A 19,588-nucleotide genomic window follows, 5' to 3' on the forward strand; every position below is an offset into this window, starting at 1 on the left:
AGATTAAATATTGGTGAAAAAGCATACCGAAAAAGGCTATTTGTCCCGTAGGGACTAAAAACAGCAACCTATTTTAAATTCATTAAGCCATGCTTGGCTTACGCAACAACTTCCCGTTTTCGTTTTCTTTAAACTTCGGAACAAAAACAATCTCTTTTGGTTTTTCATATTTATCTAAAACATCAAAAAACTCTGGCGCAAATTCTTGTTTCTCGCCTTCGATAACCAAAATTAATTTTTCGCCCAAAGAAGTATCCGGAACTCCTGTTACAAAAAATCTGGTATTTATTTTACCTATCAGTTTTGCTTCTATCTGTTCTGGAATGAGCTTTACTCCTCCACTATTAATAACATTATCAATTCTTCCCAGGAAAATAAATTGATTCTCTCTTATCAATTCGACCAAATCATTGGTCACAATTGGCTCATCAGAAATAGCAGCAACAGTAATCACCAAACATCCGCGATCATCCAGACTAATTTTTGCATTTGGCAAAACAGTAAAAACATTCTCTCCCACTTTTCTCGCAGCGATATGAGTAATGGTCTCCGTCATACCGTATGTCTCATAGACTTCGGTTTTTATCAATGGCAAAACTTTTTCTTCAAGAGCAGTATCCATTTTAGCACCGCCAACTATCAGTTTTTTTACATTTTTTAAATTATCAATCGAATTCTGAACCTGCAAAGGCACCATAGCAACAAAATCATACTCTTTTGTATTTAGCCCTAATGGTTGTGTGCTTGGCGCAACAATATCCAATTCGAGACCTAAAATAATAGCACGAACCAACATCATTTTACCGGCAATAAATTGCACAGGCAAACAAAGTAAAGCCTTATTTCCCGGCTCTAATTCGAAAAAATCTCCAGTGCCTAAGGCAGACTGAATCATGGCTTGTTTTTCTAATCTTACTAGTTTTGGAAGCCCCGTGGTTCCGGAAGTTTTCATCTCGATATAGTCCTTATCATCGAACCAATCGAGCAGAAACTCCCCTATTGCAGCTTCATTTCCGTCGCCTTCTTTTATATAATCATAAGCAACACGGCGCAACTCGTCAGCGTTTAAATGAAAACCATTTATCTTAAAATAGTTGTGAACATTTTTGTGTGTTAATTTTGACATTTTATAATTGATTTGAAATTTCTACAACATTTATTTTACCGGTTAATTTTTCTTTCCAGTTACTCCAATTATATTTTTTACTAAAAATAAAAAGTAAAATAGGATAGATTATGACAACCGGCAATATAACATCAAGGCCGGCAGATGGCTCTGATAAATCTTTAAAAATAGAATGAGTCTGAAAGACAGACCAATCTGAAGTAACTAATAAAGCTCCGATTAAATTATTGGCAGCATGAAAACCAAGAGCCAATTCTATTCCCTCATCCATAAGGGTAATAACGCCTAAAAACAAGCCAGTTCCTATGTAATAAACCATAATAACGTAACCCATTTTAGCAACTTCCGGATTAAAAATATGCATTAGCCCAAATATAAGAGAGGTCATCATTAACGGAAACCATCTATTAAGAGCCAAATTAGCAAAACCCTGCATTAGATATCCTCTGAAAATATATTCTTCGGTACTGGTTTGAATGGGAATCAATATCGCTCCTAAAACCAATAAAATCAAAAAAGGAACCAGTTTAAAATTCCATACAAAATTTTCAGGAGCGTTTAAATACACTACTACAAAACTTAGTATTGTAAAAAAAGACCAAAGAAAGAAGGAGAAAAAAATACGTTTCCAATCGACCGCTTTTCTTGATGTTGTAACCGATAAAAGGGTTTGATGATGCAAATATTTGAGTACAAAATAAATACCGGCAAATGCAAAAGCAAACGAAATCATAACCAAAAACAAGGTAAGATTTGGCTCGAATATTTTCATAACGGCAGCATTATCTGTTGGAATTGCTTGTTTCCCGGTCAAAGTTTTTCCCAACACCGCAACAGAAAAAGGAATCTGACCTATAAATGACGCGATAATAATTAAAACTGATCCAACTAGATACAACCAAAACTTATTTTGAGATTTAATTCCTTGCTCTAAAAACATATTTATAATAATTTAAAAATGAGAATTCGATTTAACAACTAAATCTTACTTTTGGTCTTGCTAAAATACCGAATTTTTAATTTAATTCACTTAACACACTTTAAATATAACAAAATGATACAAATTTACCACAATCCACGCTGCGGAAAATCAAGAAGCTGTGTGGCTTTTATTGAGCAAACCAATCAGGAATACCAAATCATTCCGTACCTGACAGAAACTCCTGATTTTAATGAGCTAAAAGCATTACTCAAAAAATTAAATCTTGAGGCCATTGAATTAGTTCGAACTAAAGAGAAAATATGGATCGAAAATTATAAAGGAAAAGAATTAACCAATGACAAGATTATTCAGGCCATGACAGATTATCCCATTTTAATAGAACGTCCAATTGTTATAAAGGACGGAAAAGCAATTATAGGACGCGATTTAGAGAAAGTTGCTTCTTTTTTAGATTGATTATAAAGAGCATTATTAACATTTTTTTGTGATTTCTCTCTTTAAACCAAAAGGTACATTTGCGGTCTAAAAGAAAAAGAAACCAGAAATTAAAATGAAAAAAATCAAATTTGCTGTATTACTTGTATTCCTATTTACAAGTTTTTACAATTACGCGCAACAACCACCAGGTAAAAACAAAGTAAAAGTTACAGGAAAAGTTTTCGAAAAAATAAGCAAACAACCTCTTGAATATGCCACTATTTCGATCACAGCACCAAATGACACTAAAGTCATTGCAGGCGGAATCACAAATCCTAAAGGGGAATTTGATGTAGCAATTGCTCCTGGAACTTACGATATAAAAGTTGAGTTTATTTCGTTTAAAGCAACCGAGATTAAAGGAAAAAATATTCAGGATGATACTAATTTAGGTGTCGTAAATCTATCTGAAGACGCAGCACAACTGAATGAAGTTGTTGTTCGTGCAGAAAAATCGTCAGTAGAAATAAAACTGGACAAAAAAGTATACAATGTAGGCCAGGATATGATGGTAAAAGGCGGAACTGTAAGTGACGTTTTGGACAATGTTCCATCGGTTTCTGTTGACACTGAAGGAAACGTAAGCTTAAGAGGAAGTGATAATATCAGAATTTTAATTGACGGAAGACCTTCAAACGCCATCAACGTTGCCGAAGCTTTACGCCAGCTTCCGGCAGATGCTATTGATAAAGTAGAAGTAATTACAAACCCATCAGCACGTTATGATGCAGAAGGAGGATCAGGATTGATCAACATCATTCTTAAAAAAGGAAAAAATCAGGGACTAAACGGAACTTTTATTGCCTCAACAGGTATTCCTGAAACGTATGGTGCAAGTGCCAACCTGAATTATAAAACCGAAAAATTAAACTACTTCACAACTGCAGGTTACAACTACAGAACCAATGAAGGTGGAGGATTAACCAATACGGAATATTTTAATGCCGATAAAACACCTAAAGGATATTTAGATGAAGATCGTGACACTAAAAGAACCAACGAAGGATTCAACGGAAGAGCAGGTGTAGAATGGACAGTTGCGCCAAATACATTTTGGACAAATGCTATTAATTACCAAAAAAGTAATGGAAATAGCAGAGATTTAATTAACTACAATAATTTCGACGCTAATCGAGCTTTTACAGGAACTTCTTTCCGTTTGAACAATGGAGATACAGATAGCGAAAATGTAGAGTATACTTCAAATTTAATTAAAAACTTCAACGACAAAGGACACAAACTTACTGCCGATTTATCGGTTTCAAGAAATACAGATGACAGTAATAGTCTTATTACAGCATCACCTAATTTTAATAATACTTTAAACGATCAGGTTCAAAAACAAATACAAGTTCAGGCTGATTATGTTTTGCCTTTAGGCGAAGGAAGCCAGTTCGAAGCCGGATACAAAGGTAATTTTGGTGACTTAAACAACAAATACATAATAACCGACAATAGTGGTATTGCTAATCCCAATCTTTCAAATACTTTAGAGTACAAAGAAAACATAAATGCGATTTACACGCAATACGGTTTCAAAGTAAACAAATTCTCTTATTTATTTGGTTTACGTTGGGAAGACACCAACATTCAGGTGAACTTATTAGATAATAATGATTTCAATACTAAGAAATACAACAACTTATTTCCTAGTGCTTTTATTAGTTACGAAATTTCAGATCAGAGTAATTTTACGGCAAGCTACAGTAAACGTTTGTCAAGACCAAGAGGACGTTTCATGAATCCTGCAACAAATTACTCCAGTAATGTCAATATTTTTCAGGGAAATCCGGATCTTGATCCGTCTCTAACTGATAAATATGATATTGGATATCTTAAACGTTGGGACAAAGTAACTTTTAATACTTCGGCTTATTTCGAAAACACAAAAGACGTTTTTAGTTTCGTAAGAACTCCTACAGGCGACGTTGTAGATTATGATGGTCAGGTCGTAACTCCTACACCAGATAATCCAGTTGAGGGAATTCCGGTTATTTTAAGCCGTCCAATTAACTTAGGAAGAGAGCAAAAATTCGGTTTTGAATTTACATTGAATTATACTCCATTCAAAAAATGGAGAGTAAACAGTAATTTCAATATTTACAACGTAAAAACTACCGGAGAAAACACGTACACTGATACTAAAGGAAACGTTGTTGTACAAAATCTGGACAACCAAGCCACAACCTGGTTTGCCAGAATCAACTCAAAATTAACTTTACCATACAAAATCGACTGGCAGTTAAGCGGAGTCTACAATGGGGAACAAAAAACAGCTCAGGGTAAAAACCTTGGACAATTTGCCATGAATACTGCTTTTAGTAAAGATGTTTTAAAAGATAAAGCTACTATTGCATTCAATATTAGCGATATTTTCAACTCAAGAATCATGAAGTCATACACTTACCTTCAAAATGATACAACTCTTGAAAGCCAGACATCATATGGTGAAATGCAATTTCGTAAACGTCAATTCAACTTATCGTTTACCTATCGTTTCAATAAACCTAAAACCGAAAGAGAAAAACCGGGTGCGCCAAGAAATGATGGTGACGGCGGAGGAGAATTTCCTGGATAACACTTCGTGAAATTCCAAAAATAAAAAATTCCAAATTCCAATCTCATTGGATAAATTCCAAAATTTAAAATCCAAATTCCAATTTAAAAATTGGAATTTGGTTTTTTTTTTGATAAACTGTAAATGTTGTTGAAAACATAATATCTACATTTTTTTACCGCAGAGAATACAAAGATTTTTATCTAAGAATGTTTAAAACACAAAGTTCGCTAAGCTAAATCAACATAAAGCTTGCGAACTTTGCCTTTTATAAAAAGCTGATAGTAAGAAAACCTTGGCGTTCTTTGCGGTAAATTTTTTCTTTCTGTATAGGTTTTGGGATTGGCTTTTTGGATTTTTTTATTTTTGGAATTTCATTTTTTGGAACAAAAAAAAGGACTCGTAAAAACGGGTCCTTTTTTTATAAAGTCAACTTAAAATTAAATTGCTTGTTCTGCTTTTTTCTTTGCTCTTTTCTCTTTGATCATTTCCCAGCTTGCTCCCGTAACCCAATAAGATACGAAACCAACTAAGAAAAACATCAACCAAAACCCTATAGTTAGTATGGTCAAGAAAAGTAAAAAGCCTAAGTACTGTGAAAATTCAAACATGTTTTCCGGAATTTTTGAATGTAAGGACAAATGTATGTTTTATATTTTTCCTTAGCAATAAAAACCAAATCAATTTTCATAAAATCACAATAATCCGTATATTTAAACTCATTTTAAATAAGGGATTTTTTCGAATATTATTTAACTAGCTAAACTATAAGAACATGAGTATTTTCAGGAGCTGATTCCTGCTGTCCACTATATCTTTTGTGTCCGCCGCCGCGGACACAAAAGGATGCCGCTCCCATCAGGGCTCATATCTTTACATTATTATATCAAAATCTTATCTTTGGATATAAACTATTGATAAACAGAACTAAGTTGCAAAATTCTATCGGGGCGAAATACATCATTGATGATATTGTAAACACTAGGTAAATCCTCTTAGTTTTAATTACATTTTAAGTCACAATAGTACTTAAGCACTTTATTTTAGATAAAGATGCTGTATAAAAAATGAGCAAAGACCAGTGTAATTTTTTGTTTATTATTCTAAAATATGGAATTATGAATTTAAAGTATTCTGTGGGACTAGACGTTTCAAGCAAAAAGATCAATGCTTGTATGAGTTGTATTGATGAAAAACAAAAAGTAATTGTAAAATCAAGTACTGTAATTTCCAATAATAAAAAAGGATTTAAAATTTTACAAGATTGGGTATTAAAACACGTAAAGGAAAATGTTCCAGTTGTTGTATGTATGGAAGCTACAGGGATTTATCATGAAAATTGCGCTTATTATTTATTTGAAAAAGGATTTTCGGTTTCTATTATTTTACCCAATAAGGCCAAAAAGTATTTGGAAGCAATTGGATTAAAATCAAAAAATGATAGTATCGATGCCAAAGGATTATCCCAGATGGGAGCCGAGCAATGTTTGGATACCTGGCAGCCTATGGGAACATTTTTTTATGAATTACGACTATATACCAGACAACATCAAAATGTAACCGAATTAAAAACGGTTTTAAAAAATCAATTCGATGCATTAAGTTTTGCCATGCATCAAGTCGATCCAGTAACAAATCAATTAAAAGAAACCATAATTTTATTTGACAAACAGCTGAAAGAATTGGAAAAAGTAATCAACAACCACATAAAATCAGATGCAAAAATAGCTGAACGTGTTGCTAATATTTTAGAAATAAAAGGCATTGGGATTTTAACTTTAGCAACAATTTTAGCCGAAACTAATGGTTTCGAACTCTTCAACAACTACAAACAATTGGTTTCTTACGCAGGTTATGATGTTGTAGAAGCCCAATCAGGAACCAGGGTTGGAAAAACCAAAATATCAAAAAAAGGTAATTCCAGAATTAGAAGAGCAATGCACATGCCATCACTTGTTGTTATAAAATGCGAAGTAAAACCATTTAAGGAACTATTTGAACGAACTTATAATAAGCACGGAATCAAAATGAAAAGCTATGTTGCCGTTCAAAAGAAATTACTGACAATGATTTATTATATGTGGAAGAAAAAGGAACGCTTTGAACCAAATTATATAAAAAGCATCCAAGAAAAGGAGCAGAAGTCTTTCTCTCTGTTTGCCTTTGAAAAAGGCATAAAAAACAGCCCCAATAAAATTGAGGCTGCACAAGGTAAACATCCAGCGAATGATCACAGTAAGTTTCCTCTCTGTTAAAACAAAGATAAAAAATATTAAAATTAATTAGGTAATTAAGATAGTACCTAGGGCAATAGTTTTCCAAAAGAAGTTTTTATTAACTAAAGAAATAGTAAGCATACCAGTAAAAAATGCGTGTAAATCCGCGACTTAACGAATTAAATCTGTTTCATCCGCGTTCCATTTACCATACAAACATTAAACAACAAACATTAAACAACAAACATTAAACAACAAACAATAATCACACATATATAACATCATGAAATACAGAATAGAAAAAGATACCATGGGCGAAGTACAAGTTCCAGCCGATAAATATTGGGGAGCACAAACAGAACGTTCAAGAAATAATTTCAAAATTGGCGCTTCGGCATCAATGCCACAAGAAATCATAGAAGGTTTCGCTTATCTAAAAAAAGCAGCCGCCTACGCCAATGCCGATTTAGGCGTTTTACCAGCCGAAAAACGTGACGCTATTGCAGCCGTTTGCGACGAAATTCTTGCCGGGCAATTAAAGGATGAATTTCCGTTAGTGATTTGGCAAACCGGTTCGGGAACCCAAAGCAACATGAACGTGAATGAAGTTGTCGCCAATCGCGCACAAGTTTTAAAAGGATTTAATATTGGCGAAGGAGAACCTTTTATTAAAGCCAATGACGATGTAAACAAATCGCAATCATCAAACGACACCTTCCCTACCGCCATGCATATCGCAGCGTATAAAATGGTAATTGAAACCACCATTCCGGGAGTCGAAAAATTGCACGCAACTTTAGCTGCAAAAGCAACCGAGTTTAAAGACGTTGTAAAAATTGGCCGTACGCACCTCATGGACGCTACACCATTAACTTTAGGACAGGAAATTTCAGGTTATGCCGCTCAATTATCTTTCGGATTAAAAGCGCTTAAAAATACTTTAGCACATCTTTCAGAAATTGCTCTTGGAGGAACCGCAGTAGGAACCGGACTAAATACACCAAAAGGTTACGATGTAAAAGTTGCCGAATACATCGCAAAATTCACCAACCTGCCTTTCGTTACAGCCGAAAATAAATTTGAAGCGCTGGCTGCACACGATGCGATTGTTGAAACACACGGAGCATTAAAACAATTGGCAGTTTCACTAAACAAAATAGCAAACGACATCAGAATGCTGGCTTCAGGACCACGTTCCGGAATTGGAGAAATTCATATTCCCGAAAACGAACCAGGATCCTCAATCATGCCCGGAAAAGTAAATCCAACGCAATGCGAAGCCTTAACCATGGTATGCGCACAAGTAATAGGAAATGATATGACAATTGCCGTTGGCGGAATGCAGGGACATTATGAACTAAATGTCTTTAAACCTGTTATGGCTGCAAACTTCCTGCAATCAGCAAGACTGTTAGGAGATGCCTGCGTTTCATTCGATGAACATTGCGCTCAGGGAATAGAACCCAACTATAAAAGAATCAAAGAATTGGTAGACAATTCATTGATGTTGGTTACGGCTTTAAACACCAAAATAGGTTATTATAAAGCAGCCGAAATTGCTCAAACCGCTCACAAAAACGGAACAACGCTTAAAGACGAAGCTGTTCGTTTGGGTTACGTAACTCCAGAGGATTTTGATGCGTGGGTAAAACCGGAGGAGATGGTTTAGATAATTATAAATTGTGAATTGTTAATGGTAAATTATTCCAAACAATCGATGCATATACTTTATCCATAGTTAACAAAAAAGAGCTTTCTAAATAATAGAAAGCTCTTTTGTTATATTCAATACTGTACTCTGAAGATTAAAATCAATTAACAATTCATAATTAACAATTTATAATTATGAATTATTTCCCGTCTACATAATCTTGCAAATAGGCAAATCTTTCCGTCAACTTACCATTTTCGGTGATTTTAGCACGTTGTAAAATTCCGTCTTTATCTCCATTGAAGAAAGCAGGAATAACATGTTCCATAAATTGCTCTCCAAAACCTTCGCTGGCATCTTTAGGGATTTCGCAAGGTAAATTATCGACTGCCATAACTACAACAGCTGCAGGATGAAACACCTCAACTTCTCTGTCTTCTAAAGGAAAATAACCATAGATAGGCTCTTCAATTGTCGACGAACGCAAAGTACAGGCAATTGGCCCCTTCACATCACAAGAAATATCAGCCACAACTTTTAGTTTGCAATCACTGGCATTCAACATTTCTCTCGTTAAAATCATTGGAGCGCCAGTAGCATAAAAATGCCCGGCAAAATAAATATCCGAAACTTTAGTAAACTTTTCAAAATCAGAAACGTACTCAGCAGGATGGGCTACAAAATCTCTAAAATCAATAACCTCTCCGTCTATCCTTTTATTATATTCTAAAACATCCAATTGAACATAGACAGGTTGAGCATAGTTTTTAGTCAGATAATTTTCGATTGTAATTTCCTTAACTTTAATAGCATCCAGAATTTCTTTGGCGCCGCTGCCTACTTTTCCGGTTCCGGTCAGGATGAATTTTAATGCAGGCAAATTAAGACGCTTCAAATGCATGATCAAGGCATCTTTTCCGGCAAGAGTTTCTGCTTTGGGCAATTTAAACAATTCAAATTTTATCCCAAAAGCACGAATTCCATTATAAACACCAACCATTCCGGCGTATTTTCCAAAACCAATTAAGCGACGATTTTGATCATCAACAATAGTTTCATGATCGTACAAATCGATATTTTTTTCTAAAATTGCTTTCAATAATTTCTGATTATAAGGCTGTTTCTTTATCGTATGCGAAAAAAAGAAATACGCTTTATTTGGAATCAAATTTTCTACAGGAACTTCTTTTACGCCAAATAAAACATCAGAGCCAGAAACATCGTCTGTCACAGTGATTCCCATACTTTTATATTGAACATCAGAAAAAATCCTAATATCAGAACTTTCTACCTCAACAATAGCATCATGATAGGTTTGTTTCAGTTTTGCAAGTTCATTTGGTGAAAATACAACACGTCGATCCGGTGGATTTTTTCTTTCTTTTATAATTCCAAATTTCATTTATAGCAGATTAAAATAATTATTAATATAACTTTTTTACTTAAATTTGTTTCAAATGTAACAAATTTAGTTAAATTTTTGTTGTGAAAATACAACTAAGAATGTTTTAAAACCGTTAGAAGCTGAATAACAATCAACTAATTAAACTACGTCTTAATATTTTGTTAAAATAGTCTTTTTAAACAGTAAAAAAAGACAAAACATAAATATTGAATTCTATATATTTGTTTTTAAAGAATGATGAAAATGAGCCTCCTTAAAAAAACAAATATACCACAAATACTTTTCTCAATACTAGTTTTAACCTCTTGTGGTAAAGACAAAAAAACACAAACAGATACAACAGCAGAAGTCGAAGATACTTTACCTAAAATGAAACCATTAGCAAATGAAACTAAAATTTCACAAGCTTATATCAATTCAGTTGCCGGAAGAATAAATCACTTTTACACAAAAAACTGGCCGAACAATAGTATGAACGGAAGTTTTTTAGTGGCCAAAAATGGTCAGATTATCTTTGAAAGATATAATGGTTTCGCCAATAAAAATAAAGAAACGAAAATAACAGCAGAAACTCCGGTGCAAATTGCTTCCGTAAGTAAAGTTTTGACTGCAACAGCAGTTTTAAAATTGGTGAATGCCGGTAAAATCGATTTGGACCAAAAAGTAAACACTATTTTAAAAACATTTCCCTATCCGGATTGTACGATTCGAATGTTATTATCTCACAGAAGCGGAATGCGTAATTACGCTTATTTTACAGACAGAGACAAGTCGGTTTGGGACAGACACAATCAACTAACCAATAAAGATATTCTTGATATTTTGGCTACAAAAGATATTGGATTAGAAGCTAAAACCGGAACACGTTTTAGTTACTGCAATACCAATTATGCAATGCTTGCGCTTATTATCGAAAAAATTACAGGTCTGTCATACAAAGAAGCCATGTCTGAAATGATATTCAAGCCTCTTGGAATGACGCATACTTATGTTTTTGATGATGATAAGGACAGAAAAAAAATCGTTCCCTCTTATAAAGGTAATGGTGTCGAAATTGGTTTTGATTATCTGGATAATGTTTACGGAGATAAAAACGTATTTTCGACTGCAAGAGATCTTTTAAAATTTGACCGCGCCAGAAATGCTCCCGGATTTTTAAAACCTGAACTTTTAAAACAAGTTTATACCGGTTATAGTAATGAAAGAAAAGGTACCAAAAACTACGGTTTAGGTATTAGAATGATCAATTGGGAAACGGGCCAAAACTATTACTTTCACAACGGTTGGTGGCATGGTAATACATCATCTTATATTCCGTTAATGAAAGAGCATGTTACCATTATTGCTTTATCGAATAAAATGACAACGAAAACCTATGCAGTTCGTAAATTGGCTCCTATTTTTGGCGATTATCCGTTTAATTTCAAGGATGAAGAATAATATTATTTTTCTGAAAAATTTATTACAAAACTAACTTCAAATAGTATAAATTTGCAAACTCATTTTTGGGGTCGACTGGTTTTGACAGCAAGTCGAATTGAAAAGTAAGCACGTCGAGCATTGAGACCTTGCTCGTAAATATAAGATCTTACAATTTTACACGGCGAAAATAACTACGCTTTAGCTGCATAATCCGAATTATAGTAAGATTAAGCCACGTCCCTATCAGATAGGGAAGCTGGATTCTCCTTGAAAGCCTTGGTTTGTGGCGGTCAGTACAGGGGAACCGTAAAAATAGACCTAGATTTCCATGAGCTTCGGGTGGATTTCGAAATTAAGAAGATAAGTGTTGAGTGGTTGTTCCTGACCTAGCTTAACATCGAAAATTCAATCAGGAAATAAACGCGTAGAAAGCTCTTTAGTTGCTTGTTTGGACCCGGGTTCGATTCCCGGCGACTCCACAAAAAGGAAGATATTTAGATATATCTTCCTTTTTTTTATTTCAGATCAAACCATAAATAATAGCTGCATTAAATTACCAATCCCAAGAACTTTGTTATAGATAAATTAAATTCAAAACTTTTATCTAATATTATTTATACTTTTGCACTTTACTTTCCCATAGAATGAACAATTCCCAACCTACACCCCACAACGAACTTGAACGTCTGGCAGCATTAAAACGCTATAACATTCTTGATACGTTGCCCGAACATACTTTTGATGATGCAACCAAACTGGTTTCTTATATCTGCAGTGTGCCTATCGCTCATATTTCATTTATAGACCGGGATCGACAATGGTTTAAATCTGAAATAGGAATTGGCATATCTGAAGTGCCTCGTGAAATTAGCTTTTGCCGCTATACTATCATGGAATCTGAAATGGTTGAAATAAGCGACACTCATTTAAACGAAAGATTTAAAGACGATCCTAATGTTGTTGAAGGTTTCAAAGTTAGGTTTTATGCCGGGGTTCCGCTTACAACTCCTGACGGATATAATATAGGAACCATTTGCGCCATAGATCATGTCGCTAAAGAACTTAATGAAAGCCAACGAAATGCACTTTCTATTATTGCAAGGCACGTTATCAACCAGTTAGAATTAGGAACAAAGAATAATGAACTGGCTAAGCAGAAAAAAATTGCCGAACGTGCAGTGTTGGCAAAAGATAGTTTTTTGGCCAATATGAGCCATGAAATCAGGACGCCTTTAAACGCGATAATTGGTTTTACAGATCTTTTGGCTCAAACAAAACTAGACGATGTTCAGCGTGATTATATTAATAGTGTTCAGGTTGCAGAAGAAAACTTGCTCTTGATCATTAATGATATTCTGGATCTTTCGAAAATTGAATCAGGTAATTTGATGATTGATGCACAGCCATTCAATTTAAAAAAAACACTTAAACATGTTTATGATTTATTAAAAGTAAAAGTTCCCGCAGCTGTAGAATTTAATCTTTTTCTGGATGCCGATATGCCTGAAATTGCAATTGGCGATCAGGGAAGACTCAACCAAATACTAGTAAACCTTGCCGGTAATGCGCTAAAATTTACTGAAGAAGGGGAAGTAACTATCTCTGTAAAAAAAGTGAATGAAACTGCCGATAATTATTCACTTAGATTTTCTGTTAAAGATACCGGAATAGGTATACCGGAGAAAAAACTTAAAACGATTTTCGAACGATTTACACAAGCAGAAGAAAGTACGACAAGAAAATTTGGCGGTACAGGGCTTGGCCTTAACATTGTAAAACAGCTCATTGAATTACAAAATGCCGAAATTTATGTAAAAAGTAAACAAGGCGTTGGTTCTGAATTTTTCTTTGTAATTACTTATAAAAAAGCAAATTACATTGAGACAGCAGACGAACCATCAGCAGAATATAATCCCGGTAAACTAAAAATACTTCTTTGTGAAGACAATGCTTTAAATCAGAAACTGGCAAAAATCGTTATTCATAATTTTGGTTTTGAATTGGATATTGCCGAAAATGGTGAAATAGGCATCGATCTTTTATCAAAAAATAAATATGATTTAGTTTTAATGGATCTTCAAATGCCTGTTAAAGACGGTTATCAAACTACGCATCATATTAGAAATAAAATGAATTTAAGCATTCCTATTATTGCCATGACCGCACACTCTCTTGTAGGTGAGCAAGAACGTTGTTATAAAGAAGGAATGAATGCTTATGTGCCAAAACCTTTTAAACAGGAAGCACTTTTAGAAGCTATAAAAACAGCACTAAATAAAGACATTTCTCCTGTTTTGAAGAGAAAAATAGATTTGTCATTTCTGGATGAAGTATCGGGCGGGGACCCTAAATTTAAGCAGGATATGATTGGTCTTTTTCTGGAAAAAATTCCCAATGAAGTAATTCTACTAAGCGAGGCATTTCATAACAATAATAATGATGAAGTACTCAGACTTTCTCATATTATGAAATCCAGTTTAGACATCTTTATGCTAAATGACCTTAGCAATTATTTATCGATTATTGAGAAAGAAGCTCAACTTGGGCAATTTAGCGCTGAAACTGTCACTATGATTACTGTCTTAGATCAGGAAATCAGTGAAGCAATTAAATCTTTAAAGGAAATATAAATCCTACTTTAGTACCAACTTAAATAAAGCGTAAAGCAAAAAAGTGGAAAATCAACAAAACAGCTGGACTACTTGTCCGGAATGTCAGGGACGCGGCAAAAAAAGCCGAAGAATCAGCAAGAAAGCGCGACTGCTCTACCAGATTGCTCTCGATCAGTTTGAAAAAACAAAAGAAGGAACGGCTCCGGTTTATCCTAAAGGTAATTTATACGTATGCCTGAACTGTAATGGCTCAGGATTGATTCGGTCAGCTAGCGCACCTGTTGCGGATAAAGAAAATTATCCACATGTTGCTATAATTGGTGGTGGTATTGGCGGTGTGGCTTTGGCCGTTGCCTGCTTACATCGCGGAATTCCTTTTACTCTTTATGAACGTGATCACAACTTCGAGGCACGATCTCAGGGTTACGGACTTACTTTGCAGCAAGCCAGTAAAGCCATAGAAGGATTGGGTATTTTCTCTCTGAAAGATGGTGTGGTTTCAACAAGGCATTTGGTTCATACTACAGAAGGAAAAGTCATTGGGGAATGGGGAATTAGAAAATGGTTACAATCCGATACTAAAACGGCGAATAAACGAACCAATGTGCATATTGCAAGACAATCTTTACGATTGGCATTATTAGAACAACTCGGAGGTCATGATTTTGTAGAATGGGGACATCAATTGGTTGATTTTAAAACAAACAAAAACGAAGGTATTGATTTAAAATTTCAGGTTAATGGTGAAATAAAAAACGTAAAAGCTGATCTTTTGGTTGGAGCCGATGGTATTCGAAGTTCCGTACGAAGATTACTGATTGGTGAAAACATTACACCTTTGCGTTATCTGGAGTGTATCGTGATATTGGGCATTTGTCCATTAAAAGCTCTTGACGGAATTGATAGTGATTTATTGGATTCAGCAACCGTATTTCAGACCGCTAACGGCAATGAGCGTATTTACATAATGCCTTATACGGCAGATTCTGTTATGTGGCAGCTTAGTTTTCCAATGCCGGAAGAAGAAGCAAAAACGCTTAGTGCTCAGGGAACTCAGGCGCTTAAGGACGAAGCAAGCCGAAGAACGCAATGGCACGATCCTATTCCGCAGATTATAGCAGCGACTCAGGAAGCGCAAATTTCCGGTTATCCTGTTTATGATAGGGAATTACTTAATTCTACATTATTATCGAAAGCCAAACAAGTAACTTTGATTGGAGATGCAGCTCACCCCATGAGTCCGTTTAAAGGACAAGGTGCCAATCAGGCGCTGTTGGATGCCCTTGCTCTCGCTCGTGGCATTTCAAAAGGATGCAGACCAGTGTCTGAATGGAGAAAAGTAGGCATAAGAGAAAGTGTCATAAATGAATTTGAATCAGAGATGTTAGAAAGAAGTGCCATTAAAGTAAAAGATTCTGCAGAAGCTGCACAGTTCCTGCATTCAGAAATTGTACTTCATGAAGGTGACGAGCCAAGAGGAAGGTGTATAAAGAAAAAAGAAGATGATTTAAAACAATAAAATCTTAATATAATTCACAAAAAAAAGTGCGGTCGTCTTTTCAGGCAACCGCACTTTTTTAATTATTTAAACTTTCTGTTATTTATAGTCTTTTTCTTTTTGAGCATACCAATCCTTCATGACATAAAAAGCTTTCTTTTTAATTCCCTGATCAGAAATTAATCCTTTACGGTTAAAGAAATCCTGAATATTAGGCAACTGTCTTCTTGGTGATCTAAAATCGACTAAAATCCAAGGAGAAACTCCCGCCAAACCTTCTATACGATTGAACATTTGAGTGTTTTGAACATACAATTCTTCCTGATATTCTTCGTTCCAGCGCTCTTTTTTATCACCATGCAAACCTTGTAAAGCTTCTCCACCAAACTCACTGATAATAACGGGTTTGTTATACGGAATTATCCATTGCATGTCTTTACACGATTCGTTGGTTCCTCTGTACCAGCCCAAATATTGGTTGAAACTTACAATATCTACATATTCGTTCATATTATCGTGAAGTGTATTTACGTTGTTCGGACTTTTGGTTACTTCCATCGCCATGCTTATTAAACGCGAATTATCCTGAGTACGTGCATATTTAGCCAGTTTACTCAAAAAGATATCTCTATCGTCACCATGCGGTGTTTCGTTTGCAATGGACCAAATTACAATGCCACAACGGTTTTTATCCCTGTAAATCATATCATGTAGCTGACGTTCGGCATTGGCGTAAGTATCCGGATTTGTCCACGAAATAGTCCAATACACCGGAACTTCAGACCAGATCATTAAGCCCATTTTTTCGGCTTGTTTTACCATGTTTTCGTTATGCGGATAATGCGCCAGACGTACATAATTACAGCCCAATTCTTTTGCCCAGGTCAATAACGTAACCGCATCTTCTGTAGACCAGGCTCTTCCTGATCGAAATGGAGCTTCTTCATGAATACTGATTCCGCGTAAAAAAACTTTCTTTCCGTTTAACAAAATTTCTTTTCCTTTTGTTTCAATGGTTCTAAATCCTATTTGATCCGCAATACTTTCATCTGCTTTGTCAATGGTTACGTCGTATAATTTTGGTTTTTCAGGCGTCCATAAAATAGGATTGGTTTTAATCTCAAAATACGCCATTCCTTTGGCATCTGTTGTAATGTTTTTCTTAATTTTAAGTTCCGGAATTTTAATCGAAACCGACTGATTTGCCGTTTCACTGTTTAATTTTACCCAGCCTGAGATTTTTGTTTTGTCTTTTTTATCCAGCTGCACCAGATAATCTTCAATATACGTATTCGGAACCTGGGCCAAAGTAACGTCTCTGGTAATTCCGCCATAATTCCACCAATCCATGTTTACCGTTGGCACATTATCTTTATGGCGTTTGTTATCTACTTTTACAACCACAAAATTATTGCCGTCGACCAATAAATCGGTTACATCAAAATTAAATGGTGTATAACCGCCAACATGACTTCCTGCCAATTTTCCGTTTACATACACTTTCGCATCATAATTGACTGCTCCAAAATGAAGAATACCTTTGCTTTGAGAATTCTTTTTATAATTAAAATCTTTCTCAAACCAAACCGTTCCTTCGTAAAAAAACAATCTTTCGTCTTTAGAATTCCAATCAGAAGGAATATCCATAGTAGCAGAAGTTGCAAAATTATATTCGGTCAACTCAGTGGTGTTGAATTTTTTATTTTGGAAAAATCCATTGTCTTTAAAGGGCATAAGACGATAATCGTAATATCCGTTTTCAAGCGGATCTACAATATAACTCCATTTTCCGTTTAGGTTGATGTTGTTTCGTGACGCAATATTCGCAAGTAACGGAATTTCCTGCGCCATCGTTTTCCCAAAAATCAGAAAAGTAAAACACAGCATTATTATTTTTCTCATAGCTTAAATTATTTTTTATTTTTAATTATCTGGCGTAATATTTTAACACATAGAAAAATAGATTTTCTTTGTCTTTAAAAAAGGCGTTTCACTTATTTAAATGCACATAGCTGGATTTCTATTCTCAATTTTATCTGCTAATCTGCTAAATCTGCGGGAAAAATTTTTAGCTCGCAGATTAGGCAGATTGAGCCGATTTTACTTGTTTAGATTCACAAAGCTTAGTCTATATATTAGAAACTAGTTTTTTTTATTATACTTTTTTCAGTCTAAAAAACCTATGTTTCTATGTCTTTAAAAATTTATTTCTTATCAAAATACTGCGTTAATTGATACGCATTATCATTGATGATTTTCATCTCTTTTAGTAAAGGCGTATACGGTTCAAATGCACTGTTTACAATTCCTTTATTCGAATCTCTGTTCGAATAATCAGTCGTTAAATCTTCGGGATCATTATCCATATATTTAAACCAATGCCATCCCACCGAATTTTTATTTTTCAGTAATTCCAACGTGAAATTCTGATAGAAAAGTCCTCTCTCTTTCTGCGTTCGAACGAGCCATCCGGCGCCGGTATTGTTAGGCAATCCAGAATCTTCTCCTTTCGTATACCATTCTGTAATTAAAAAAGGTTTTCCTGACCATTCGCCCCAATTGTTCATTAAATCCTGACTTGGTTCCCATTTCCTGTAATGGTTGATCGAAACAATATCCATGTATTTTCCGGCCACTTTAAAAATCTCCGGATTTGTTAATTCCTGTTCTTTATCCTGATTAAAACGACATCCTAAATAAAGATGATTGGGATCTGCTTTTTTAAGCGCCGCTGTTACCTTTTTCATATAAGTTTCAAAATAAAAAGCAGTAAATGCCATTCTATCTTCCTGATTTACATCTGATATCGAAGCATTAAAACCTTTTCTTTGATCCAGCCATTCTTTTGCAGCGAGATAACCTTGTTCATCTTTGGCCAATGAAGTTAAATGTTTATCTAATGCGTCGTTATACCACGGCAGTTCATTATCAGTAAAATAACCCATCAAATACTTATCATTTTTGTACTGAGAAACGTCTTTGAATGCTTTTTCGATATACGCATCAAATTCTTTGTCAAAAACCATAACCAAATCAAAACGGTAATTTTGCCAGCTGGCTTCTTTGTATTTTCCACCGTATTTTTTAATATGATCAGAATGATACATTCCCATTGGGGAAACAATAACCGTATAAACCAGCGGATTTTCTCCTTTTCGAACTAAGTCTGTATTCGACCACGCGCCTACTCCGTTAAACCCATTATCGCGAAGTAATTTTGATTCTTGTTTGAGCCAATTTTCCTGACTTCCAAACTTTTTATCAAATGCTTTTTGCTGATTTACAGAACGGCCCGCATTAAAAACAGCAACTCCTTTATAGATAAACGGATAACCTTCGGGATCGATAATCCACCATCTGTTGTTTATCTTTTGAGTTCTAAAAAATCCTGTAGCTTCTTTTTGCCAGACTTTTGATCCTCCATAAATCGAAATTGGTTCTTGTTTTCTAGTTTTAAATCCGGGTAGCTTATCAACCGTTTTGGCTTCATACGATATCCATTTGGGATCTAAAGCGTTTTGTCGGGCTTCGACTTTTTGATATTTAATACTATTCTGCGCCTGCAAAGAAATCAGGTTTACTAAACAGAATATGAGATAAAGGAAATGCTTCATTACATTAGTTTTTATTTTTTTAAGAGGTGTTTTTTAGTATTCAGTCGCAGTACTCAGTTCTCAGTCG

The 19,588-nt window shown here is 34.8% G+C and carries 13 protein-coding genes and 1 other RNA gene; 8 read left to right on the forward strand and 6 right to left on the reverse strand.

The window, feature by feature from the left end; translation table 11 throughout:
* Positions 1-82: 82 nt before the first annotated feature.
* Positions 83-1,126 carry an AMP-binding protein gene (locus tag B0M43_RS22695; RefSeq protein WP_078005505.1) on the reverse strand — a complete coding sequence of 348 codons (1,044 nt, stop codon included), beginning with the start codon at positions 1,124-1,126 and terminating at the stop codon, positions 83-85.
* Position 1,127: 1 nt separating this feature from the next.
* Entirely contained in the window at positions 1,128-2,066 is a 939-nt protein-coding gene (locus tag B0M43_RS22700) for a CPBP family intramembrane glutamic endopeptidase (RefSeq protein ID WP_078005506.1), read from the reverse strand.
* A 114-nt stretch (positions 2,067-2,180) separates the two neighbouring features.
* On the opposite strand from B0M43_RS22700, the gene B0M43_RS22705 reads away from it, so the two are divergent.
* Together B0M43_RS22705 and B0M43_RS22710 are read left to right on the forward strand one after the other, a co-directional pair.
* A complete protein-coding gene (locus tag B0M43_RS22705) occupies positions 2,181-2,525 on the forward strand; it encodes an ArsC/Spx/MgsR family protein (RefSeq protein ID WP_078005507.1) in 345 nt (114 codons plus the stop codon).
* A 94-nt stretch (positions 2,526-2,619) separates the two neighbouring features.
* Positions 2,620-5,124 (forward strand): outer membrane beta-barrel family protein, encoded by a 2,505-nt coding sequence (locus B0M43_RS22710; RefSeq protein WP_078005508.1) that lies wholly within the window; start codon positions 2,620-2,622, stop codon positions 5,122-5,124.
* Positions 5,125-5,543: 419 nt separating this feature from the next.
* Here the strand turns inward: B0M43_RS22710 and B0M43_RS22715 are convergent, their stop codons facing one another.
* On the reverse strand, positions 5,544-5,714 hold the full coding sequence (locus tag B0M43_RS22715; RefSeq protein WP_089477451.1) for a hypothetical protein: 171 nt from the start codon (positions 5,712-5,714) through the stop codon (positions 5,544-5,546).
* 507 nt (positions 5,715-6,221) lie between these two features.
* Here B0M43_RS22715 and B0M43_RS22720 point away from each other — a divergent pair.
* Together B0M43_RS22720 and fumC are read left to right on the forward strand one after the other, a co-directional pair.
* On the forward strand, positions 6,222-7,358 hold the full coding sequence (locus B0M43_RS22720; protein WP_065450665.1) for an IS110 family transposase: 1,137 nt from the start codon (positions 6,222-6,224) through the stop codon (positions 7,356-7,358).
* Between the two features lie 244 nt (positions 7,359-7,602).
* Complete coding sequence (gene fumC / locus B0M43_RS22725; protein ID WP_078005510.1) at positions 7,603-8,988, forward strand: class II fumarate hydratase; 1,386 nt, start codon at positions 7,603-7,605, stop codon at positions 8,986-8,988.
* 181 nt (positions 8,989-9,169) lie between these two features.
* On the opposite strand, the gene B0M43_RS22730 is transcribed toward fumC, so the two are convergent.
* Positions 9,170-10,372 carry an NAD(P)-dependent oxidoreductase gene (locus tag B0M43_RS22730; protein ID WP_078005511.1) on the reverse strand — a complete coding sequence of 401 codons (1,203 nt, stop codon included), beginning with the start codon at positions 10,370-10,372 and terminating at the stop codon, positions 9,170-9,172.
* Positions 10,373-10,612: 240 nt separating this feature from the next.
* Between B0M43_RS22730 and B0M43_RS22735 the strand changes: the two genes are divergently transcribed.
* The 4 genes from B0M43_RS22735 (at position 10,613) to B0M43_RS22750 (ending at position 15,928) form a co-directional block, all read left to right on the forward strand.
* Positions 10,613-11,815 carry a serine hydrolase gene (locus B0M43_RS22735; RefSeq protein ID WP_078005512.1) on the forward strand — a complete coding sequence of 401 codons (1,203 nt, stop codon included), beginning with the start codon at positions 10,613-10,615 and terminating at the stop codon, positions 11,813-11,815.
* A 67-nt stretch (positions 11,816-11,882) separates the two neighbouring features.
* Positions 11,883-12,279: a transfer-messenger RNA gene (ssrA, locus tag B0M43_RS22740) on the forward strand.
* A 162-nt stretch (positions 12,280-12,441) separates the two neighbouring features.
* Entirely contained in the window at positions 12,442-14,427 is a 1,986-nt protein-coding gene (locus B0M43_RS22745; RefSeq protein WP_078005513.1) for a GAF domain-containing hybrid sensor histidine kinase/response regulator, read from the forward strand.
* Positions 14,428-14,470: 43 nt separating this feature from the next.
* Positions 14,471-15,928: an NAD(P)/FAD-dependent oxidoreductase gene (locus tag B0M43_RS22750; protein WP_078005514.1), complete on the forward strand. Its 1,458-nt coding sequence runs from the start codon at positions 14,471-14,473 to the stop codon at positions 15,926-15,928.
* 78 nt (positions 15,929-16,006) lie between these two features.
* On the opposite strand, the gene B0M43_RS22755 is transcribed toward B0M43_RS22750, so the two are convergent.
* On the reverse strand, positions 16,007-17,809 hold the full coding sequence (locus B0M43_RS22755; protein WP_078005515.1) for a glycoside hydrolase family 2 protein: 1,803 nt from the start codon (positions 17,807-17,809) through the stop codon (positions 16,007-16,009).
* A gap of 302 nt (positions 17,810-18,111) precedes the next feature.
* Complete coding sequence (locus B0M43_RS22760; RefSeq protein WP_078005516.1) at positions 18,112-19,521, reverse strand: hypothetical protein; 1,410 nt, start codon at positions 19,519-19,521, stop codon at positions 18,112-18,114.
* Positions 19,522-19,588 lie beyond the last annotated feature (67 nt).

Origin of the sequence: Flavobacterium sp. KBS0721, from assembly GCF_002007065.3 — a bacterium.
GTDB classification, from domain to species: Bacteria; Bacteroidota; Bacteroidia; order Flavobacteriales; family Flavobacteriaceae; genus Flavobacterium; species Flavobacterium piscis.

Excerpts from the sequence above, each read along its gene's own strand:
- B0M43_RS22695 (WP_078005505.1), bottom strand. The coding sequence starts at position 1,126 with ATGTCAAAATTAACACACAAAAATGTTCACAACTATTTTAAGATAAAT.
- B0M43_RS22700 (WP_078005506.1), bottom strand. The coding sequence starts at position 2,066 with ATGTTTTTAGAGCAAGGAATTAAATCTCAAAATAAGTTTTGGTTGTAT.
- B0M43_RS22705 (WP_078005507.1), top strand. The coding sequence starts at position 2,181 with ATGATACAAATTTACCACAATCCACGCTGCGGAAAATCAAGAAGCTGT.
- B0M43_RS22710 (WP_078005508.1), top strand. The coding sequence starts at position 2,620 with ATGAAAAAAATCAAATTTGCTGTATTACTTGTATTCCTATTTACAAGT.
- B0M43_RS22715 (WP_089477451.1), bottom strand. The coding sequence starts at position 5,714 with ATGTTTGAATTTTCACAGTACTTAGGCTTTTTACTTTTCTTGACCATA.
- B0M43_RS22720 (WP_065450665.1), top strand. The coding sequence starts at position 6,222 with ATGAATTTAAAGTATTCTGTGGGACTAGACGTTTCAAGCAAAAAGATC.
- fumC (WP_078005510.1), top strand. The coding sequence starts at position 7,603 with ATGAAATACAGAATAGAAAAAGATACCATGGGCGAAGTACAAGTTCCA.
- B0M43_RS22730 (WP_078005511.1), bottom strand. The coding sequence starts at position 10,372 with ATGAAATTTGGAATTATAAAAGAAAGAAAAAATCCACCGGATCGACGT.
- B0M43_RS22735 (WP_078005512.1), top strand. The coding sequence starts at position 10,613 with ATGAAAATGAGCCTCCTTAAAAAAACAAATATACCACAAATACTTTTC.
- B0M43_RS22745 (WP_078005513.1), top strand. The coding sequence starts at position 12,442 with ATGAACAATTCCCAACCTACACCCCACAACGAACTTGAACGTCTGGCA.
- B0M43_RS22755 (WP_078005515.1), bottom strand. The coding sequence starts at position 17,809 with ATGAGAAAAATAATAATGCTGTGTTTTACTTTTCTGATTTTTGGGAAA.
- B0M43_RS22760 (WP_078005516.1), bottom strand. The coding sequence starts at position 19,521 with ATGAAGCATTTCCTTTATCTCATATTCTGTTTAGTAAACCTGATTTCT.